Origin of the sequence: Pseudomonas sp. Ga0074129 (assembly GCA_001465025.1) — a bacterium.
Classification (GTDB): Bacteria; Pseudomonadota; Gammaproteobacteria; order Pseudomonadales; family Pseudomonadaceae; genus Aquipseudomonas.
This window is the reverse complement of record LNDO01000067.1, coordinates 13,192-29,903: the sequence shown is the minus strand read 5'-3', so window position 1 is coordinate 29,903 and position 16,712 is coordinate 13,192. Positions and strand designations below refer to the sequence as shown.

The 16,712-nt window shown below is 61.2% G+C and carries 14 protein-coding genes; 4 read left to right on the top strand and 10 right to left on the bottom strand.

What is annotated here, in order from left to right:
- Positions 1-27 precede the first annotated feature (27 nt).
- From AUK77_RS07480 to AUK77_RS07445, 8 genes are all read right to left on the bottom strand, one after another.
- Positions 28-1,854 (bottom strand): long-chain-acyl-CoA synthetase, encoded by a 1,827-nt coding sequence (locus AUK77_RS07480; protein WP_296127775.1) that lies wholly within the window; start codon positions 1,852-1,854, stop codon positions 28-30.
- Positions 1,855-1,963: 109 nt separating this feature from the next.
- Entirely contained in the window at positions 1,964-2,782 is an 819-nt protein-coding gene (locus AUK77_RS07475) for an NAD(P)-dependent oxidoreductase (RefSeq protein WP_296127774.1), read from the bottom strand.
- 112 nt (positions 2,783-2,894) lie between these two features.
- On the bottom strand, positions 2,895-4,883 hold the full coding sequence (locus AUK77_RS07470) for an acetyl/propionyl/methylcrotonyl-CoA carboxylase subunit alpha (protein ID WP_296127773.1): 1,989 nt from the start codon (positions 4,881-4,883) through the stop codon (positions 2,895-2,897).
- 159 nt (positions 4,884-5,042) lie between these two features.
- A complete protein-coding gene (locus AUK77_RS07465) occupies positions 5,043-5,840 on the bottom strand; it encodes an enoyl-CoA hydratase-related protein (RefSeq protein WP_296127772.1) in 798 nt (265 codons plus the stop codon).
- A 199-nt stretch (positions 5,841-6,039) separates the two neighbouring features.
- Complete coding sequence (atuD, locus tag AUK77_RS07460) at positions 6,040-7,197, bottom strand: citronellyl-CoA dehydrogenase (RefSeq protein WP_296127771.1); 1,158 nt, start codon at positions 7,195-7,197, stop codon at positions 6,040-6,042.
- 106 nt (positions 7,198-7,303) lie between these two features.
- Entirely contained in the window at positions 7,304-8,920 is a 1,617-nt protein-coding gene (gene atuC / locus AUK77_RS07455) for a geranyl-CoA carboxylase subunit beta (RefSeq protein WP_296127770.1), read from the bottom strand.
- A gap of 4 nt (positions 8,921-8,924) precedes the next feature.
- A complete protein-coding gene (locus AUK77_RS07450) occupies positions 8,925-9,788 on the bottom strand; it encodes an SDR family oxidoreductase (RefSeq protein WP_296127767.1) in 864 nt (287 codons plus the stop codon).
- A gap of 2 nt (positions 9,789-9,790) precedes the next feature.
- Complete coding sequence (locus tag AUK77_RS07445; RefSeq protein ID WP_296127764.1) at positions 9,791-11,590, bottom strand: acyclic terpene utilization AtuA family protein; 1,800 nt, start codon at positions 11,588-11,590, stop codon at positions 9,791-9,793.
- Positions 11,591-11,803: 213 nt separating this feature from the next.
- Between AUK77_RS07445 and AUK77_RS07440 the strand changes: the two genes are divergently transcribed.
- Positions 11,804-12,427, top strand: a complete 624-nt coding sequence (locus tag AUK77_RS07440; protein WP_296127763.1) for a TetR/AcrR family transcriptional regulator — start codon at positions 11,804-11,806, stop codon at positions 12,425-12,427.
- An 85-nt stretch (positions 12,428-12,512) separates the two neighbouring features.
- On the top strand, positions 12,513-13,295 hold the full coding sequence (locus AUK77_RS07435; protein ID WP_296127760.1) for a transporter substrate-binding domain-containing protein: 783 nt from the start codon (positions 12,513-12,515) through the stop codon (positions 13,293-13,295).
- 8 nt (positions 13,296-13,303) lie between these two features.
- Here the strand turns inward: AUK77_RS07435 and AUK77_RS07430 are convergent, their stop codons facing one another.
- Positions 13,304-14,083: a CPBP family intramembrane glutamic endopeptidase gene (locus AUK77_RS07430; protein ID WP_296127757.1), complete on the bottom strand. Its 780-nt coding sequence runs from the start codon at positions 14,081-14,083 to the stop codon at positions 13,304-13,306.
- Complete coding sequence (locus AUK77_RS07425) at positions 14,070-14,234, bottom strand: DUF2897 family protein (protein WP_296127754.1); 165 nt, start codon at positions 14,232-14,234, stop codon at positions 14,070-14,072. Before AUK77_RS07425 ends, AUK77_RS07430 begins: the two co-directional genes overlap by 14 nt.
- 173 nt (positions 14,235-14,407) lie before the next feature.
- Here AUK77_RS07425 and AUK77_RS07420 point away from each other — a divergent pair, with 173 nt between their 5' ends.
- Both AUK77_RS07420 and AUK77_RS07415 read left to right on the top strand, forming a co-directional pair.
- Positions 14,408-15,712: an ATP-binding protein gene (locus AUK77_RS07420; RefSeq protein WP_296127751.1), complete on the top strand. Its 1,305-nt coding sequence runs from the start codon at positions 14,408-14,410 to the stop codon at positions 15,710-15,712.
- A 1-nt stretch (position 15,713) separates the two neighbouring features.
- Positions 15,714-16,625 (top strand): response regulator, encoded by a 912-nt coding sequence (locus AUK77_RS07415; protein WP_296127749.1) that lies wholly within the window; start codon positions 15,714-15,716, stop codon positions 16,623-16,625.
- The last annotated feature ends 87 nt before the right edge of the window (positions 16,626-16,712 follow it).

Below are 16,712 nucleotides of genomic sequence, written 5' to 3'. Positions count from 1 at the left end.
GCGACTCTGGCCGCCTGCTCCGGCAGATCAGAAGCGATACGCCTGCTGGTTGATGGCGCTGAACAGCGTGTGATCAAGCGCGGTGAAGTGCTTGTCGCCGGGTAGACGAACCCACAGCGCTTCTGCAACTGCGCTTGGGTTGTAGGCGGTCTGCTTCAAATCGGCTTTTTTGTATTTGAAGGTGCCGGTGGTTTCCACCTCGCTGATCAGACGGATAAACACCGGCGCGGCATACTCCGGTAACTCGGCTTCCAGGTGCGCAGCCAGCGCGTAGGTATTCAGCTGGGTGCCCTCGCTCAGGCGCAGCGCTGCCATGCCGCAGCGGCCATTGGTACCGGGGATTTCCACGCCATACACCACCGCATCCTCAACGCCGGGGAGCGCGCCGAGGACGTTTTCCACTTCGGTGGTGGAGACGTTTTCGCCCTTCCAACGGAAGGTGTCGCCGAGCCGATCGACGAACTGTGCGTGCTTGCAGCCAATGTCGCGCATCAGGTCGCCGGTGTTAAACCAGGCATCGCCCTGTTTGAACACGTTGCGCAGAATCGCCGCCTCGCTTTTCGCCGGGTCGGTGTAGCCGTCGAAAGGCCACTTGGCGCTGATCTCGCTGATCAGCAAACCCGGTTCGCCTTTTTTGGCTTTTTGCAGAAAGCCTTTCTTGCCCCGAATGGCCTGATCGTTGTCCAGGTCGTAGCGCACGATGGCATAGGTGGCCGGAGTGAAACCGACGGTGTTGTCGAAGTTGAAGACGTTGGTAAAGCCGATGTTGCCCTCGCTAGAGGCATAGAACTCGGTGATTTGCTCAATCCCGAAACGCGCCTTGAACTCGCCCCAGATTGATGGCCGCAGGCCGTTACCGATCATGCAGCGCAGGCTGTTATTGCGCTCGGCGGCGCATTCGGGCTGGTTGAGCAGGTAGCGGCACAGTTCGCCGATGTAGCCGAAGCAGGTGGCCTGATAGCGCTGCACATCCGGCCAGAAGGCACTGGCGGAGAACTTGCGGCGCAAGGCGATAGCCGCCCCTCCGGCCAGGGCCGCGCTCCAGCAGACGGTGACGGCATTGTTGTGGTAGCAGGGCAGCGTCAGGTACAGCACGTCCTGATTGTTCAGGGTTAGGCCGGAATGGCCGAAGCCGCCGTAGGCTTTGATCCACTTGCCGTGGCTCATGATCGAGGCCTTGGGCAGGCCGGTGGTGCCGGAGGTGTAGATCAAAAAGCATGGGTCTTTCATCTGCACGCGCGAACTGTCGGGCAGGTTGTCACTGGCTTGCTTGCGCGCCAACTGCATCAGGTTGCCCCAGCCTGCCGGGGCGTTGCCTGCGTCTTGCAGGCAGTCTTGGTCGGCAATCCAGTGGCGCGGGGTGTCCGGTTTATCCAACAGGGCCGCGACGTCATCGAAGGCATTCAGCAGTTCGCTGCCGACCACGATACATCCCGGTTTGACCAGGTTGAGGCTGTGCGCCAGCACCTTGCCGCGCTGACTGGTGTTGACCAACGCGCCGACTGCGCCCAGCTTGCTCAGCGCAGCCAGAATGGCGAGTAGTTCCAGGCGGTTTTCCAGAATCACCGCGACCACGCTGCCATGGCGCACGCCTTCAGCCTTGAAGGCCCAGGCCAGGCGGTTGGCCCAAGTGTTGAACTGGTTGTAAGTCAGGCGACGGGTTTCATCCAGCAGCGCCGGCCGCTCGCCGTGTACCAGCGCGGCACGTTCCAGCGCCCAGGCCAGCGACAGCTGTTTTTCCCGGTTGCGAATACCGGCGTAATACAGCCCACGCAACATGCGCGGTACACGCGGCAGGTGCTGGGGCAGGCGGGTGAGAAAACGCAGCGGGGAAATCAGGTCGGCTTGACTCATGGCACTCGCGCTTCAAGGGGAATAGGGCGCGAAGACTCTAGAGCGCCCCAGTGCTCCCCGCTATGGCCCTGGTGCAGCAGGCGGCAGGCAGATCGGCAAATGAGCGGTGCTAATCGACAAACAAGTCAGTCATCAGCTTACCGGCAGGGTCGTAGCGGTAATGCTCAAAGTCGCTGACGCCATGCTCGCGCAGGATTTCTTCGTCGATCAGCAGACGCCCGCTGATGCTGCGTTCACTGCTGGACAGGATGGCGTGGGCAGCGTCAGCCATGACCGCTGGCAGCCGTGCCGCTTTCATCACCGCCGGGCCGCCGGCCTCGAACTCAATGGCGGCGGTGGCGATCACCGTTTTTGGCCACAGAGAATTCACGCTGATGCCGTACTTTTTGAACTCTTCGTGCATACCCAGGGTGAGCATGCTCATGCCGTATTTGGTGGTGGTGTAAGGGCCGTAGTGGGCGAACCATTTAGGGTCCAGGTTAAGCGGTGGCGACAGGCTGAGGATGTGCCCTTGGCTGTTTTTTAGGTAGGGCAGGGCCGCCTGGCTGCAGACCATCACCGCGCGGGTGTTGATCTGGAACATCAGGTCGAAGCGTTTGGGATCGAGCTTTTCCACGCCCACCAGCTTGATCGCACCCGCGTTGTTGATCAGCGCATCGATGCCGCCGAAATACTCGGCCGCTTGCGCCATGGCAGCCTTGATCGCGTGCTCATCACGCACATCAACCTGCAGGGCCAGGGCTTTGCCGCCAGCTTGCTCGACTTCGGCGGCCACCGAGTGAATGGTGCCGGGTAGCTTGGCGTGCGGCTCGGCACTTTTCGCCGCAATCACGATATTGGCCCCATCGCGCGCAGCGCGCAGGGCGATCTCCCGGCCGATGCCGCGGCTGGCACCGGTGATAAACAGGGTTTTGCCATGCAGTGACATGGGCGTGCTCCGTGTCTTGTTGTTATTCGCTTGAGGTGTGATGTGTAGGTTGGTGTTGAGTGCAACGAAGCCCAACGTTGGGCTTCGCAGGCTCAGCGCCAACCTACGGTTCTCAAATTTCGCTGGCTTCGATTTCCACCAACAGTTGGCGGTTTTTCACTTGATCGCCACGGCTGACGCCAATGCGGCGGACCACGCCGTTGATGCTGGCTTTCAGCGGATGCTCCATCTTCATCGCCTCCAGCACCACCAGCAGTTGGCCTTTGCTAACCGTGTCGCCTTCCTCAACCAGCACCTCGACAATTGCACCGTCCATGGGCGCTTTGACGCTGCCTGAACCGGCCCCGGCGGCGCTGCTGACCGGTTGGTGGGTGATGTCGGTGAAGTACAGGTTGCCCGCGTGGCCGTACAGCCAGATGTGTTCGCCATCCAGGTGATAGGCCAGACGCTGGCGAATGCCATCGCGCTCAACGGTGGCCCAGCGGCCGTCAGTGGCGAGCAACCTGAGGCTGACCTGTTGTTCGCCCACAGTGGCCAACAGGCTTGGCTGCGGGCCCTCTGTGCGCACGTCCAGCTCAACCGTCAGTGATTGTTCGCCGTGCTTGAGGACAAAGTGCCACGGCGCGCTGCCGGCATTGCGCCAGCCGGCCAGCCCCGGCTGATGGGCGCGGGCGTTGGCCGATTGCTGGAACAGCAATGCGGCAGCAACAGCCAGTTCGCCGACGGCAGGCGGCTGCGGCGACAGGCTTGGGTCGCTGGCAAAGTGCTCGGCGATAAACGCGGTGGTGGCGTTGCCTGCGGCAAATTCAGGGTGGCTGAGCAGGTTGGCGAGAAAGCGCTGGTTGCCGTTCACGCCCAGCAGCACGCAATCCTCGACAGCACGCACCAGCTTGCGCCGGGCTTCTTCGCGGGTGGCACCGTAGGCAATCACCTTGGCCAGCATGGGGTCGTAGAACGGGCTGACCACCTGGCCTTCAAGCAGGCCATGGTCGATGCGGATGCCGTCACGCAGCGCCGGTTCCCAGCGCAACGCGGTGCCGGTTTGCGGCAGGAAGTTATGGGCGGCGTCTTCGGCGTACAGGCGCACTTCCATGGCGTGGCCGGTCAGGCGAATTTCGTCTTGTTTGAGTGGCAGTGGCTGGCCTTCAGCGACGCGAATTTGCCAGGCGACCAGGTCTTGCCCGGTGATCAGTTCGGTGACCGGGTGTTCCACTTGCAGGCGGGTGTTCATCTCCAGAAAGAAGAATTCGCCGCTCTGATCGAGCAGAAACTCGACGGTGCCAGCGCCGACATAGTTGACCGAGGCAGCGGCCTTGACCGCCGCTTCGCCCATGGCTTGGCGCAGCTCGGGCGTCATCACCGGGCAGGGCGCTTCCTCAACCACTTTCTGGTGGCGGCGTTGCACCGAGCAGTCACGCTCGCCCAAATAGACGATGTGGCCGTGCTGGTCGCCAAACACCTGAATTTCCACATGGCGCGGCTGGATCACCGCACGCTCAAGGATCAGCTCACCGCTGCCAAAGGCGTTCTGCGCCTCCGAGCGCGCCGTGCGAATTTGCGCCAGCAACTCGCTGGATGCATGGACCAGACGCATGCCACGACCGCCGCCACCGGCGCTGGCCTTGATCATCAGCGGGTAGCCGATGCGCTCGGCCTCGCGGCTCAGGGTGTCGTCATCCTGAGCCGCCCCTTCGTAGCCGGGAATGCACGGCACGCCGGCTTCGAGCATGGCAATTTTCGACAGGCGCTTGCTGCCCATCAGGTGAATCGCTTCCACGGTCGGGCCGATAAACACGATGCCGGCGGCTTCGCAGGCGCGGGCGAAGTCGGCGTTTTCCGAGAGAAAGCCGTAGCCGGGGTGGATCGCATCCGCGCCGGTTTGCTGCGCGGCGCTAATGATGTTGTCGATCACCAGGTAGGACTGGTTGACCTGCGCCGGGCCGATGCAGACCGCCTCATCGGCAACGTGCACGTGGCGCGCATCGCTGTCGGCTGCGGAGTAAACAGCCACGGTGCGATAACCGAGGTCTTGGGCGGTGCGCATCACCCGGCAGGCGATTTCCCCACGGTTGGCGATCAGAATCTTATTGAAGGCGGGCATCTGGGTGCTCCTGCTTATGCGTAGCCCGGATGCAATCCGGGGTTGAGTTTCCCGGATTTCATCCGGGCTACGGTCTCGGGTTACGTAGCGTGGATCACGCTTTATCGATCCACCGTGCGGTGTTTCGGTGGATGTAAAAAACGACATCCACCCTGCGATCTACTGCGCCCACTTTGGTGGGCGTTTTTGCATAAAGGCCATGGTGCCTTCGATGCCTTCGGCTCCGGTGACGGCGGCGGCAAACTGCTCGGCGGCGCGGTCCAGCAGCGGGCCGAGGGCTTCGTGTTCAGCCGCCAGCAGCAGGGCTTTGGTTTGTGCGTTGGCCTGCGGCGCGCACTGGCGTACTTGGCTCAGCACCTGGTGCAAGCGGGCGTCGAGGTGCTCGCTGTCGACTTCGCTGAAATGCACCAGGCCCAGCCGTTCGGCCTCGCTGCCATTGAAGCGGGCGGCGGTCAGGGCCAGGCGGCGGGTCTGGGTCAGGCCGATGCGCTTGACCACAAAGGGCGCGATTTGCGCCGGGAGAATGCCCAGCGTGGTTTCTGGCAGGCCGAATTTGGCGTCCTGCTGGCAGAGGGCGATATCCGACACGCAGGCCAGGCCGAAGCCGCCGCCCAGCACCGCGCCTTCCAGCACGGCAATCAGCACCTGGGGTGCATGCTGCGCTTCTTCCAGCAAGCTGCCGAAGGCGCGATTAAGGGTGCGGTAGGCCTCAGCGCCAGCGGCGCGTGCACCGGCCATGTCCTTGATGTCGCCGCCGGCGCAGAAGTGCCCACCGGCCCCGCGCAGCACAATGGCGCGCACACTGGCGTCATGGCGCACACTTTCCAGTACCGCGCGCAGTTCCCCGACCATGGCCAGGCTCATCGCATTGCGGCTGTCCGGGCGGTTGAGGGTGACGTGCAGCACACCGGCGTCGAGGTTCAGCAGCAGGGTTTGGCAATCGGATAGAGCGGACATCAGGTAATCCTCTTACATGGCGCTGGATACGCAGGTCGTAGGGTGGGACGCGTTTTACCGACCCAACGAGCGGTGCCACGGTGGACGTAAACAGCGACGTCCACCCTACGGTTTCCGGTCTTAGCCCTTCTTGATGGCCTGCCATCCCTGGCGGCCACCCTCCGGGCCGTCGCTGTGCGACGTTAAAAATAGCTCCCGGCTATTTTTTCTTGCCCGGCAGAATGCCCATCAGCTTGCAGATAATGCCCAGCATGATTTCGTCGGCACCGCCGCCGATGCTCACCAGGCGCACGTCGCGGTAGGCACGTGACACCGGGTTGTCCCACATAAAGCCCATACCGCCCCAATATTGCAGGCAGCTGTCGGTCACTTCCCGGCCCAGACGACCGGCCTTGAGCTTGGCCATGGAGGCCAGGTTGGTCACGTCGCGGCCACGCACGTATTGCTCGGTGGCTTGGTAGACCAGGGCGCGCAGGCACTCGATTTCGGTCTGCAGCTCGGCCATGCGGAAGTGAATGACCTGGTTGTCGATCAGCGCATTGCCAAAGGTTTTGCGCTCTTTGCAGTACTCGATGGTGGTGTTGATGCAGTGCTCCAGGCCTTTGATCATGTTGGCCGCGCCGAACAGACGTTCTTCCTGGAACTGCAGCATCTGCATCATGAAGCCGGCACCTTCGTGGCCGATGCGGTAGCGCTGCGGCACGCGCACGTTGTCGAAGAACACCTGGGCGGTCTCCGAACTGCGCATGCCGAGTTTGTCCAGGTGCGGGCTGACGGTGATGCCGGGGGTGTTCATCGGCACCATGATCAGCGACTTGTTGACGTGGGGCTTGTCGTCGCTGGTGTTGGCCAGCAGGCAGATAAAGTCGGCGCTCGGCGAGTTGGTGATCCACATCTTGCTGCCGTTGATCACATAGTCGCTGCCGTCTTTTTTGGCCGTGGTTTTCAGGCCCGCCACATCGGAACCGGCACCGACTTCGGAGACGCCAATGCAACCGACCATTTCGCCACTGATGGCTGGCTTGAGGAACTGCTCGCGCAGCTCATCCGAACCAAAGCGGGCCAGGGCCGGGGTGCACATGTCGGTTTGCACGCCGATGGACATCGGAATGCCGCCGCAGTGGATGGTGCCGAACTCTTCCGCGGCAACGATCGAGTAGCTGTAGTCCAGGCCCATGCCGCCGAATTTCTCCGGTTTGGAGATGCCCAGCAGGCCGAGGTCGCCGGCTTGTTTGAAGATTTCATGGATGGGGAAGCGGCCGTCCTTTTCCCACTGCGCCACATGCGGGTTGATTTCCTTGTCGACAAAGTTACGCACCGTGCGACGCAGTTCTTCGTGTTCCTGGGTGATGATCATTGTTGTTTTCCTCAGAAAGTCGGGTGGTGTTCGTTCTGTAGGAGCCAGCAAGCTGGCGATCAGGTCAGCAGAAGCGTATCGCCAGCAAGCTGGCTCCTACACGATGTCAAAGTCGGGCAACACCGAAACTGTTGGCTTTCAGTGGCCGCCTGGCCGCTTCAGCACAGATATCCAGCAAGTAGCCCAGCAGTTTGCGGGTATCGCGTGGGTCAATCAGACCGTCATCCCACAGGCTGGCTGTGCCGTAGAGTGCGGTGGATTGGCTGTCGAGTTTTTGCGCAGTGACTTGCTCAAGCATGTCGAGCATTTTCGGATCGGCTTCCTTGCCTTCCTTGAGGTGTTTGTCCTCGGTGACGATACGCAGCACCTTGCCCGCCTGCGCGCCGCCCATGACGGCGGTTTTGCTGTTGGGCCAGGCGAAGATAAAGCGTGGATCCAGACCCCGGCCGCACATGGCGTAGTTGCCGGCCCCGTAGGAGCCGCCGACGACGATGGTCAGCTTGGGCACGGTGGCGTTGGCCACGGCCTGAATCATCTTCGAGCCGTGCTTGATCACGCCGTTTTGTTCCGACTCGGTGCCGACCATAAAGCCGGTGGTGTTGTGGAAGAACAGGATCGGCGTATTGCTCTGCTCGCACAGCTGAATAAATTGCGCGGCTTTGGCTGCGCCACGCGGGGTGATCGGGCCGTTGTTGCCGATGATGCCGCAGCTGTGGCCTTCGATCTGCAAATGACCGCAGACGGTCTGGCTGTCGAACTCGTTTTTGAAATCGAGAAACTCCGAGCCGTCGGCAATACGGGCGATGATCTCGCGCACGTCATAGGGCTTTTTCGCATCCGCCGGGACGATGCCGAGCAACTCATCCGCCGAATACAGCGGCTCACGCCAGGCTTTTGTGGTGCTGGCGGGCAACTGTGCATTCCACGGCAACATGCCGACAATCTCGCGCGCCAGGCGCACGCCATCGGCATCGTTTTCCGCCAGGTATTCAGCCGTACCGGCGATTTGTGCGTGCATTTCAGCGCCGCCCAGTTGCTCGTCGGTGGCGATTTCGCCTGTGGCTGCCTTGAGCAGGGGCGGGCCGGCGAGGAACATCTTGGCCTTGCCGCGCACCACCACCACGTAATCCGACAGGCCCGGCTGGTAAGCCCCGCCCGCCGTGCTGGAGCCATGCACCACCGTCACTTGCGGAATGCCGGCCGCCGACAGGCGCGCCTGATTGGCAAAGGCGCGCGCACCTTCCACAAAAATCTCGGCGGCGTAGGTGAGGTTGGCACCGCCGCTTTCGGCCAAGGTCACCACCGGCAATTTGTTCTCGAAGGCGATTTGTTGCAAACGCAGGGATTTACGCAACCCGCTCGGGGAGATGGTGCCGCCCTTGATGGCGCTGTTGTTGGCGATCACCAGGCAACGCACCCCGGCGATGTAGCCGATCCCGGCAATGATGCCGCCGCCGGCCTGGGTGCCGTCTTTGTCATCGTGCAGCTTGTAACCGGCCAGTGACGCCAATTCCAGAAAGGGCGCGCCGCTGTCGACCAGCAGGTTGAGGCGCTCGCGCGGCAGCAGTTGGCCGCGTTTGGTGAACTTGGCTTTGGCTTCAGCGGCCTTGTTCAGGCAGTTCTGCTCCACATCACGGAAACTGGCCACGGCGGCCAGCATGGCCTCGCGGTTTTTCGCGAAGTCTGCGCCATGCACATCGATGTCGGACTGAATGACGGGCATCGCCTTACTCCTTCAATACTGCAGGCACATAGGCCCGGTGGAAGCCGTTATAGGATTCGCTGTTTTTCGCCTTGCCCAGGGTCCAGGCCCGCGTGCCCTGACTGGCCGCGCCGTCGATGCGGATGGTGTTGCCGCTGATAAAGTTGGCCCCCGGCGTGAGCAGGAAGACGATGGCGGACGCCACCTCCGACTCACTGCCGATGCGTTGCAGTGGCACGTGATCCTTGAGCGAGCGGATCATGGTCTTCATGGATTCGGGGTAAGTGTCCATGCCGCTGGAGGCGATCCAGCCTGGTGCCACGGCATTGACCCGCACCCCGGCATGGCCCCATTCGTAGGCGGCGGTTTTGGTGAAGTTCTCCATGCCGGCGCGTGCGGCACCCGAGTGGCCCATGCCGGGCATGCCGCCCCACATGTCGGCGAGCATGTTGACGATTGAGCCGCCGTGTTTGCTCATGCTCTGCAGGAAGACTTCCTTGGCGATGAGAAAGCCGCCGACCAGGTTGGTGCGCACCACGGTTTCGAAGCCTTTCTGGTTGATGCCGATCAGCGGCGCGGGGAATTGGCCACCGGCATTGTTGACCAGGTGATGAATCTGCCCGCGTTCGGCGACCACGCTTTTGACCATGGCCTTGACCGCGTCTTCGTCACGGATGTCGCACACCTGAAAACTGGCTTGGCCGCCGTCCTCAATAATCTCGCTGCAGGTGGCTTCAAGCTTTTCCAGCTTGCGCCCCACCAGCACCACGTGAGCACCCAGGTGCGCCAGTTCATGGGCGGTGCAACGGCCGATGCCGCTGCCGCCGCCGGTGACCATGATGGTCTGGCCGCTAAACAGGCCGGGTTTAAACACCGAGTCGTAGCTCATTGTTATTGTCCTTGTTCGAGGCTAGCGGCCAGCGCCTTGGGCACCGGTATCGGGAATTCCAATAGCTGTTGGGCGAATGCCTTGCCTTGCGGGTCGATGCGCAAGGAGGCAACGCCGCCGCCGCCCAGGGCGTTCTCCAATAAAAAATTCAGGCTGTGGCTACCCGGCAGATACCAGCGGCTCACGCGGCCGGTTTTCTCATCCAGTGTGTGCTGCATCCATTCGGCCACGGCGGCCTCCGTCAGCGCAGCGGCGATCCACGCCAAGTATTCGGGCTTTCTGGCCATCACGCCGATATTGCTGTGGTTGCCTTTGTCACCGGAGCGGGCCACGGCCAGCTTGATCAGCGGCACGCTGGTATCTGCCTGACCGCTTGGCTGCGGCGCAGCGATATCGGCGGCAATCTGTGCGCTGTCCAGCACGTCAATCTGCGGCAGGCTGACGGGGGTATGCTCACCGTTGAGCTCCACCGACAATGCACAGGCATTTTTATCCGCGAGAAAGCTGAACAGGCGAATCACTGGATACACCGTCGGGCGACCGCCGACGATGCCGGTCAGGCCCGGTGCCATGCCGGTGGCGGCCTGAGCGATCTCACGGGAGAAGAGAATCAAGGCTTCTTTCTTGGCGTGGCGCACGGCGATTTTCAGCACGATTTCGCGAGTGTCCGCACGCTGGCCGCGGCTGCCGTAAGTCGCTTCGCTGCCGAGCAGCTCAATGCTGACTTCTTTGTAGGCTCCCCAGCCGCGCTCAGCGAACATTTCTTCGGTTTTATTGATGATCGCCTGGCTGACGCGTTGGGCTTTCTTCACCGCATCGATACCGGCCAGCAAGCAACTGGCGGTGCAACGAAAACCATCCGGGTGGGTGGCGCTGACCTTGTACTGATTGGTCGGCGGCAGGCCGCGTGCGCCTTTAAGTTCCACGCGGTTTTCGCCCACCTGAGTCAGTTGCACCTGGGTGAAATCACACAGCACATCGGGCAGGTAATACGCCCGTGGATCGCCGATTTCATAAAGCATCTGCTCGCCCACGGTAAAGGGCGTCACCAGGCCGCCAGAGCCGTGCGGCTTGGTCACCACAAAGCCACCATCGGCGGCCACTTCCACCACCGGGAAGCCGATGTGTTCGTAGTCCGGCACGCTGTCCCAGTCGGTAAAGTTGCCGCCCGTACACTGCGCGCCGCATTCAATAATGTGCCCGGCCAAGGCGGCCTGAGCCAGCTGGTCATAGTCGCTCCAGCGCCAGCCGAATTCATGCACCAGTGCGGCGCTGACCACGGCGCTGTCCACCACGCGGCCGGTGATGACGATGTCGGCGCCCAGCTTCAGGGCTTCGACAATGCCGGGCGCGCCCAAGTAAGCGTTGACCGAGACGCAGAAGGGCGGCAACGGCGCGCCGCTGAACATCTCCACGGTGCCGGCTTTGGCCAGTTCACCGAGTTTGGGTTGCAGGTTGTCACCGTGCAGCACGGCGATTTTTAGATCTACACCAGCCTGTGCGCAGGCCGCTGCCAATGCCGCAGCGCAGGCGCTGGGGTTAACCCCGCCGGCGTTGCTGATCACGCGGATGTTCTTCGCAGCGATCTCACCCAAAAGCGGCGCGAGTGTCTCGACAAAATCTGTGGCGTAGCCAGCGTCCGGTTTTTTCATCCGTGCGCCAGCCATGATCGACATGGTTACTTCAGCCAGGTAGTCGAATACCAGGTAATCCAGCTCAGTGCCTTTTACCAACTGGGCGGCGGCGGTGCTGGTGTCGCCCCAGAAGGCGGAGGCGCAGCCGATGCGTACGGTCTTGGTCATTGGAGTTATCCGCAACACAGGAATAAGGTGATTCGAAGGCTACCAAGCAAGCGCTTGGTTGAAAAGCCCTGCGCTGAATCTTTCTAATCAAAAGTGTGGCCAAGCGCTTGCTTGGGTGGCGCCTGAAGCATAAATTTCACTAATAACGACAAGCACTTGGCTCAAGCACGCAATGTTTGGGGCCAGGCAATAAAAAGCCGGAGAGTATTTAGCGTGGATGATCAACAAGCGCAGGCGGTGATGCGTGCCCTGGTGGCCAGTGGGCAGATCACCGATCCCGACAGCGCACGCGGCAAACTGCTGCAAACCGCAGCCCATCTGTTCCGCAGTAAAGGCTATGAGCGCACCACGGTGCGTGACCTGGCCAGTGCGGTGGGTATTCAGTCGGGGAGCATCTTTCATCACTTCAAAAGCAAGGACGAAATCCTGCGTTCGGTGATGGAAGAAACCATTCGCTACAACACCGCCCTGATGCACGCGGCGCTGGCTGAAGCCACGGATTTGCGCGGCCGTGTGCTGGCGCTGATCCGCTGCGAGCTGCAATCAATCATGGGCGGTACGGGTGAGGCCATGGCGGTGCTGGTGTATGAATGGCGCTCGCTGTCCGAGGAAGGGCAGGCGTTTATCCTCGATTTGCGCGATACCTATGAGCAGCTGTGGCTGCAGGTTTTGGCTGAAGCCAAGGCGGCCGGCTATTTCAAGGCGGACCCCTTTATTCTCAGGCGTTTGCTGACGGGTGCGCTGAGCTGGACTAATACCTGGTTCCGCCCCGAAGGGCCGATGACCCTCGATCAATTAGCCGAAGAGGCCCTATCTTTGGTCGTGAAGGAGTCCTGATTGATCTCGGCTAAGCTGGCGCAGTGACTGCATGTTGCAGAGGGTGGGTCGCCACTTAGGCCTTTTAACGTTGTGAGGGTGCCGTGTGATCAGGCTTTTCCGAGTACTGCTGCTGGGACTGATATCGCTGGCCTGCGCCGCAACCGCCGCACAAGAGGTGCGTGTGGGTGCTTACCATTTTCCGCCTTATGTGCTCAAACCAGAGAGCGAGCAGCCGACAGGGCTGCTACCCGAGTTGCTGCAGGCTCTCAACCTGGCACAGGACGACTACCGGTTTAACCTGGTCGCGACCTCGACCATGCGACGTTACCGCGATCTGCAAAGCGGGCGCTTTGATCTGATTCTGTTTGAGTCACCCAGTTGGGGCTGGCAGGACACCGCCCATGACGCGCTCAACCTGAATATTGAAGACGCCGAAGTGTATGTCGCGCGTTTAAAACCGGGGCGTGATGAAGGGTATTTCGATGATTTCACCGGCAAGCGCATGGCCCTCTACAACGGCTACCACTATGGCTTTGCCGGCTTTAACTCGAATCAGGCGTTTCTCACGGAAACCTTCAATGCGTTGCTGACCTATTCCCACGACAGCAACGTGGGCATGTTGCTGCGCGACCGGGCCGATGTGGCGGTGGTCACGCGTTCCTACTTGCAGGCTTATTTGCAACGTTACCCGGGTAAGGCCCGTTCCCTGCTGGTGTCAAAGCGGGTTGATCAGGTCTATCGGCATCAGGCGTTGTTCCGCCCGGAGTCGCCAATTGCGGTGGCCGCATTCGCCGATTTATTGCAACTGCTTAACCGGGATCGACAGTTAGACACGTTGCTTGAGCGCTACCATGTTGAGGGTGCAGTTGGCGTGCCCACTGATTGAGCCCGCTGTCAGCTGATACGCAGTGGATAACTGAGCAGCAACAGGTGCAGCAGGTTGACGGCTAGGTGTAAGGCTATCGCCAGGCTGATGCGGCCACTGAAGTGGAAAATCAGCCCATAACCCAACCCGGCGATGCCTGCCACCAGCGCAAACAACGGGCTAAAGGGTATGTGCACCAGGGCGAACAATAGGCTTGTCAGGCCGATACCGGCCCAGGCCCCCAGCCAACTGACCAAGCGGGTTTGCAGCAAACCGCGAAACAGCAGTTCTTCCGCAAGCACCGCCACGCCTAAATTAACGGCGAGCCACAACCACAACTGCTCAGGCCACTTCGGTTGCCAGGCCACCAAGCCCAGTGCCAGGGCCAGTAATGGCACGCTCAACAGGGTGAGCCCAGCCGTTAGCCAAACGCGGTCATTCAGTGTGCGGCTCGGTGTTTTTTCGCCCAGCCACCAAGCCAGCAGAGCAAGCCCCACCAGCAGTTTGTCCCACGACAGGCGCAGGGCATACGGCGCGGCGTCGTCGCTAATCTGTCGAGCCGGCCACAACGGTGTTGGCGTAAAACCGGGCAGCAGATGAGCAGCCAGAGCCAAGCAGCCCAGCAAGCTCACCGTGGCCCAAACACCCTCGGCCATTCGCGCTTGCGCAAACAGCAGCCAGCCAATCAATACCACCCCGGCCAGTAAGCCCGGCAGTTGAATAAAACCCAGGCTAAAACCGGCAGCCAGGCCGCTGATGGGCAGCAGTAAGCGCAGCTGTAACGCTAATTGCGGGTTAGCGCTCGTCATCCTTGGCTTGTTGCTCCAGCTCTCGTTGATGGATTTGCTGCAGTTGCTCTTTGCTCAACTTCAGCGGTTTGGCGGTGCGCAGCAACATCAGTAAACCGCTGATGAGTGAACCCAGCACAAACACAATTAACAACACGATGTACCAGCTCATGGGTTCATCCTTGTATGAGTGAGCGCGCACCATAGCCGCCCAGACGATCAATGCCTATGGCCGCAGTGGGCGAACAGATATCCGGCAGGATGGCAAAGTAATGTGATCACTGTCACGTGGCAGCAACTTGGCGCTGGTTGAATGGCGGCTTTCCAATGCACAGGGAGTCTGCCATGACCACAGCCAGCGCTCTAGCGCGCTTGCTCAAGCCGGTTGCAGCGTTGTCGGCACAGATGAGCATCGCGGATGTTGCCGATCGCCTGCTGACGCCAGAGCACAAAGCGTTTCTTTCCCTGCCCATTGTCGATGACGACGGCCGGCCCTTGGGGCTGGTCAGCCGCACGGCCTTGCAGGACATCTTTATGCAGCGTTTTGGTCGCGACCTGCGCGGTCGTCACGCGGTGCAAGAGGTGATGAACCCTGCGCCGCTGGTGGTTAGCCTGCAAACCAGCCTGGAAGAAGCGGCCAAGCAGATCACCGGACAACTGCAATACCCCATCACCGAAGACTTTATCCTGGTCGATGCCCAGGGCGTGTATCGCGGCTTGGGTACGGTGCTGGATTTGCTCAAAGCCATGGAATCACGCATTGCCCAGCGCAATCAGGTGCTGCGCAAGGCGTTGGTGGAGTTGAAGGAGTCGCAGACGCAGCTGGTGCAGTCGGAAAAAATGGCCTCGCTGGGGCAAATGGTGGCGGGTGTGGCCCACGAGCTGAACACCCCGCTGGGCTATGTGAAAAACAACGTGCAACTGCTGCGCGAGCTCAGCACCCCCTTGTTTGATCTGGCCGACGCCCAGGCTGCTCTGGCTGATTGCCTGAATGATCCAAACTGTGATGACGCGCGCCTGCACAGCGCCTTGCAAGCCGCTGCCGATGCGCGCGATTTGGCCTCTCCTGAATTGCTCATGGAAGACTTCGGCCAACTGTTCAGCGACACCCTGTATGGCCTGGAGCAGATTGCCGAGTTGGTGGTCGGGCTCAAGGACTTCGCGCGGCTTGATCGCGCCATGAGTGAAGAAGTGGACCTCAACGACTGCATTCGCAGTGCGCTGGTGATTGCCCGCAACGGCATCAAGGACAAAGCCGACATCGTCCTGCAACTGGGAGATTTGCCGCGCATTCCCTGTGCCCCCTCGCAGATCAACCAGGTGTTGCTCAACCTGCTGAATAATGCGGCGCAGGCCATCGACGGCTTTGGCCAGATTCTGCTGAAAACCTGGGCCGATGACAGCGCCGTGTTTGTCTCCCTGCAAGATTCCGGGCGCGGCATGTCGCCAGAGGTGCTGGCGCGGATTTTCGATCCGTTTTTCACCACCAAACCGGTCGGGCAGGGCACCGGCTTGGGGCTGTCGATCAGCTACAAAATCATTCAGGACCACGGTGGCCAAATCCGTGCGGCGTCCGAACCCGGGCGCGGCACCCGTTTCTTGATTCGACTGCCGCGCCCGCAGGCGCTGCCCTTACAGCGGAGTGCCTGAGATGAGCGAGCCGATTCGAATTCTGTTTGTCGACGACGAAGAGCGCATTCTGCGCAGCCTGGCCCTGCAGTTTCGCCGTGAATACCAGGTGCTGACCGAGAGCGATCCGCGCCGGGCGTTGGAGCGGCTGAAAACCGAACCAGTGCACATCATCGTCAGTGATCAGCGCATGCCGCAAATGAGCGGTGCCGAACTGCTCGCCCAGGCGCAGCAGATTGCCCCCGATACCCTGCGTATTTTGCTGACCGGTTACAGCGACTTGGATGCGGCGGTGGAAGCCCTCAACAGCGGCGGCATCTTCCGCTACCTGACCAAACCCTGGGATCAGCAGGAGATGGCCTTCACCCTGCGTCAGGCCGCACAGATTGCCGCACGTCAGGCGCAGACCGTGCGTGTGCAAGCCTCCGTACCCGCGTCAGCGCTGACGGTGCTGTTGCTGGACAACGATGCACCGACCTTGGACGTGGTGGCTGAGTTCTGCGTGGCCGGTGCTCATCGCCTGCTGCGTGCGACCTCACTGCGTGAGGCGGTGGAATTGCTCAATGCACAGCCGGTTGATCTGCTGGTCAGCGATCTGCAACTGGGCGGCGAGGATACCGCGCCGTTACTGAAGAGCCTGGCCCAGGCCCATCCGCGCTTGCTCAGCTTGGTGGTGACGCCGTTCAGCGACACCCAGGCGTTGCTCAAGCTGATTAACGAAGCGCAGATTTTCCGTTATTTGCCCAAACCGATTCGCCGGGGGCTGTTTGAAAAGGGCCTGCAGGCCGCTGCCGAGCAGGTGCAGCTGTGGCGCGCACAACCGGCGCAGGTGGTCACACGCCTGCCACAAGCGCCGCGTGATGAGCGTGAACGGGAGAAAGTGGGCAGCCTGATGGGCATGCTCGGGCGCTTGCGTGAGCGCTTGATTGCGTAGGCCCGTGCCAGCCATGCGCGGCAAGCTCAGCCACTACGCCCAAGTGGAGCGCTACGAGTAATCTGCCGCTGCTGTGGGAGGGGCTTT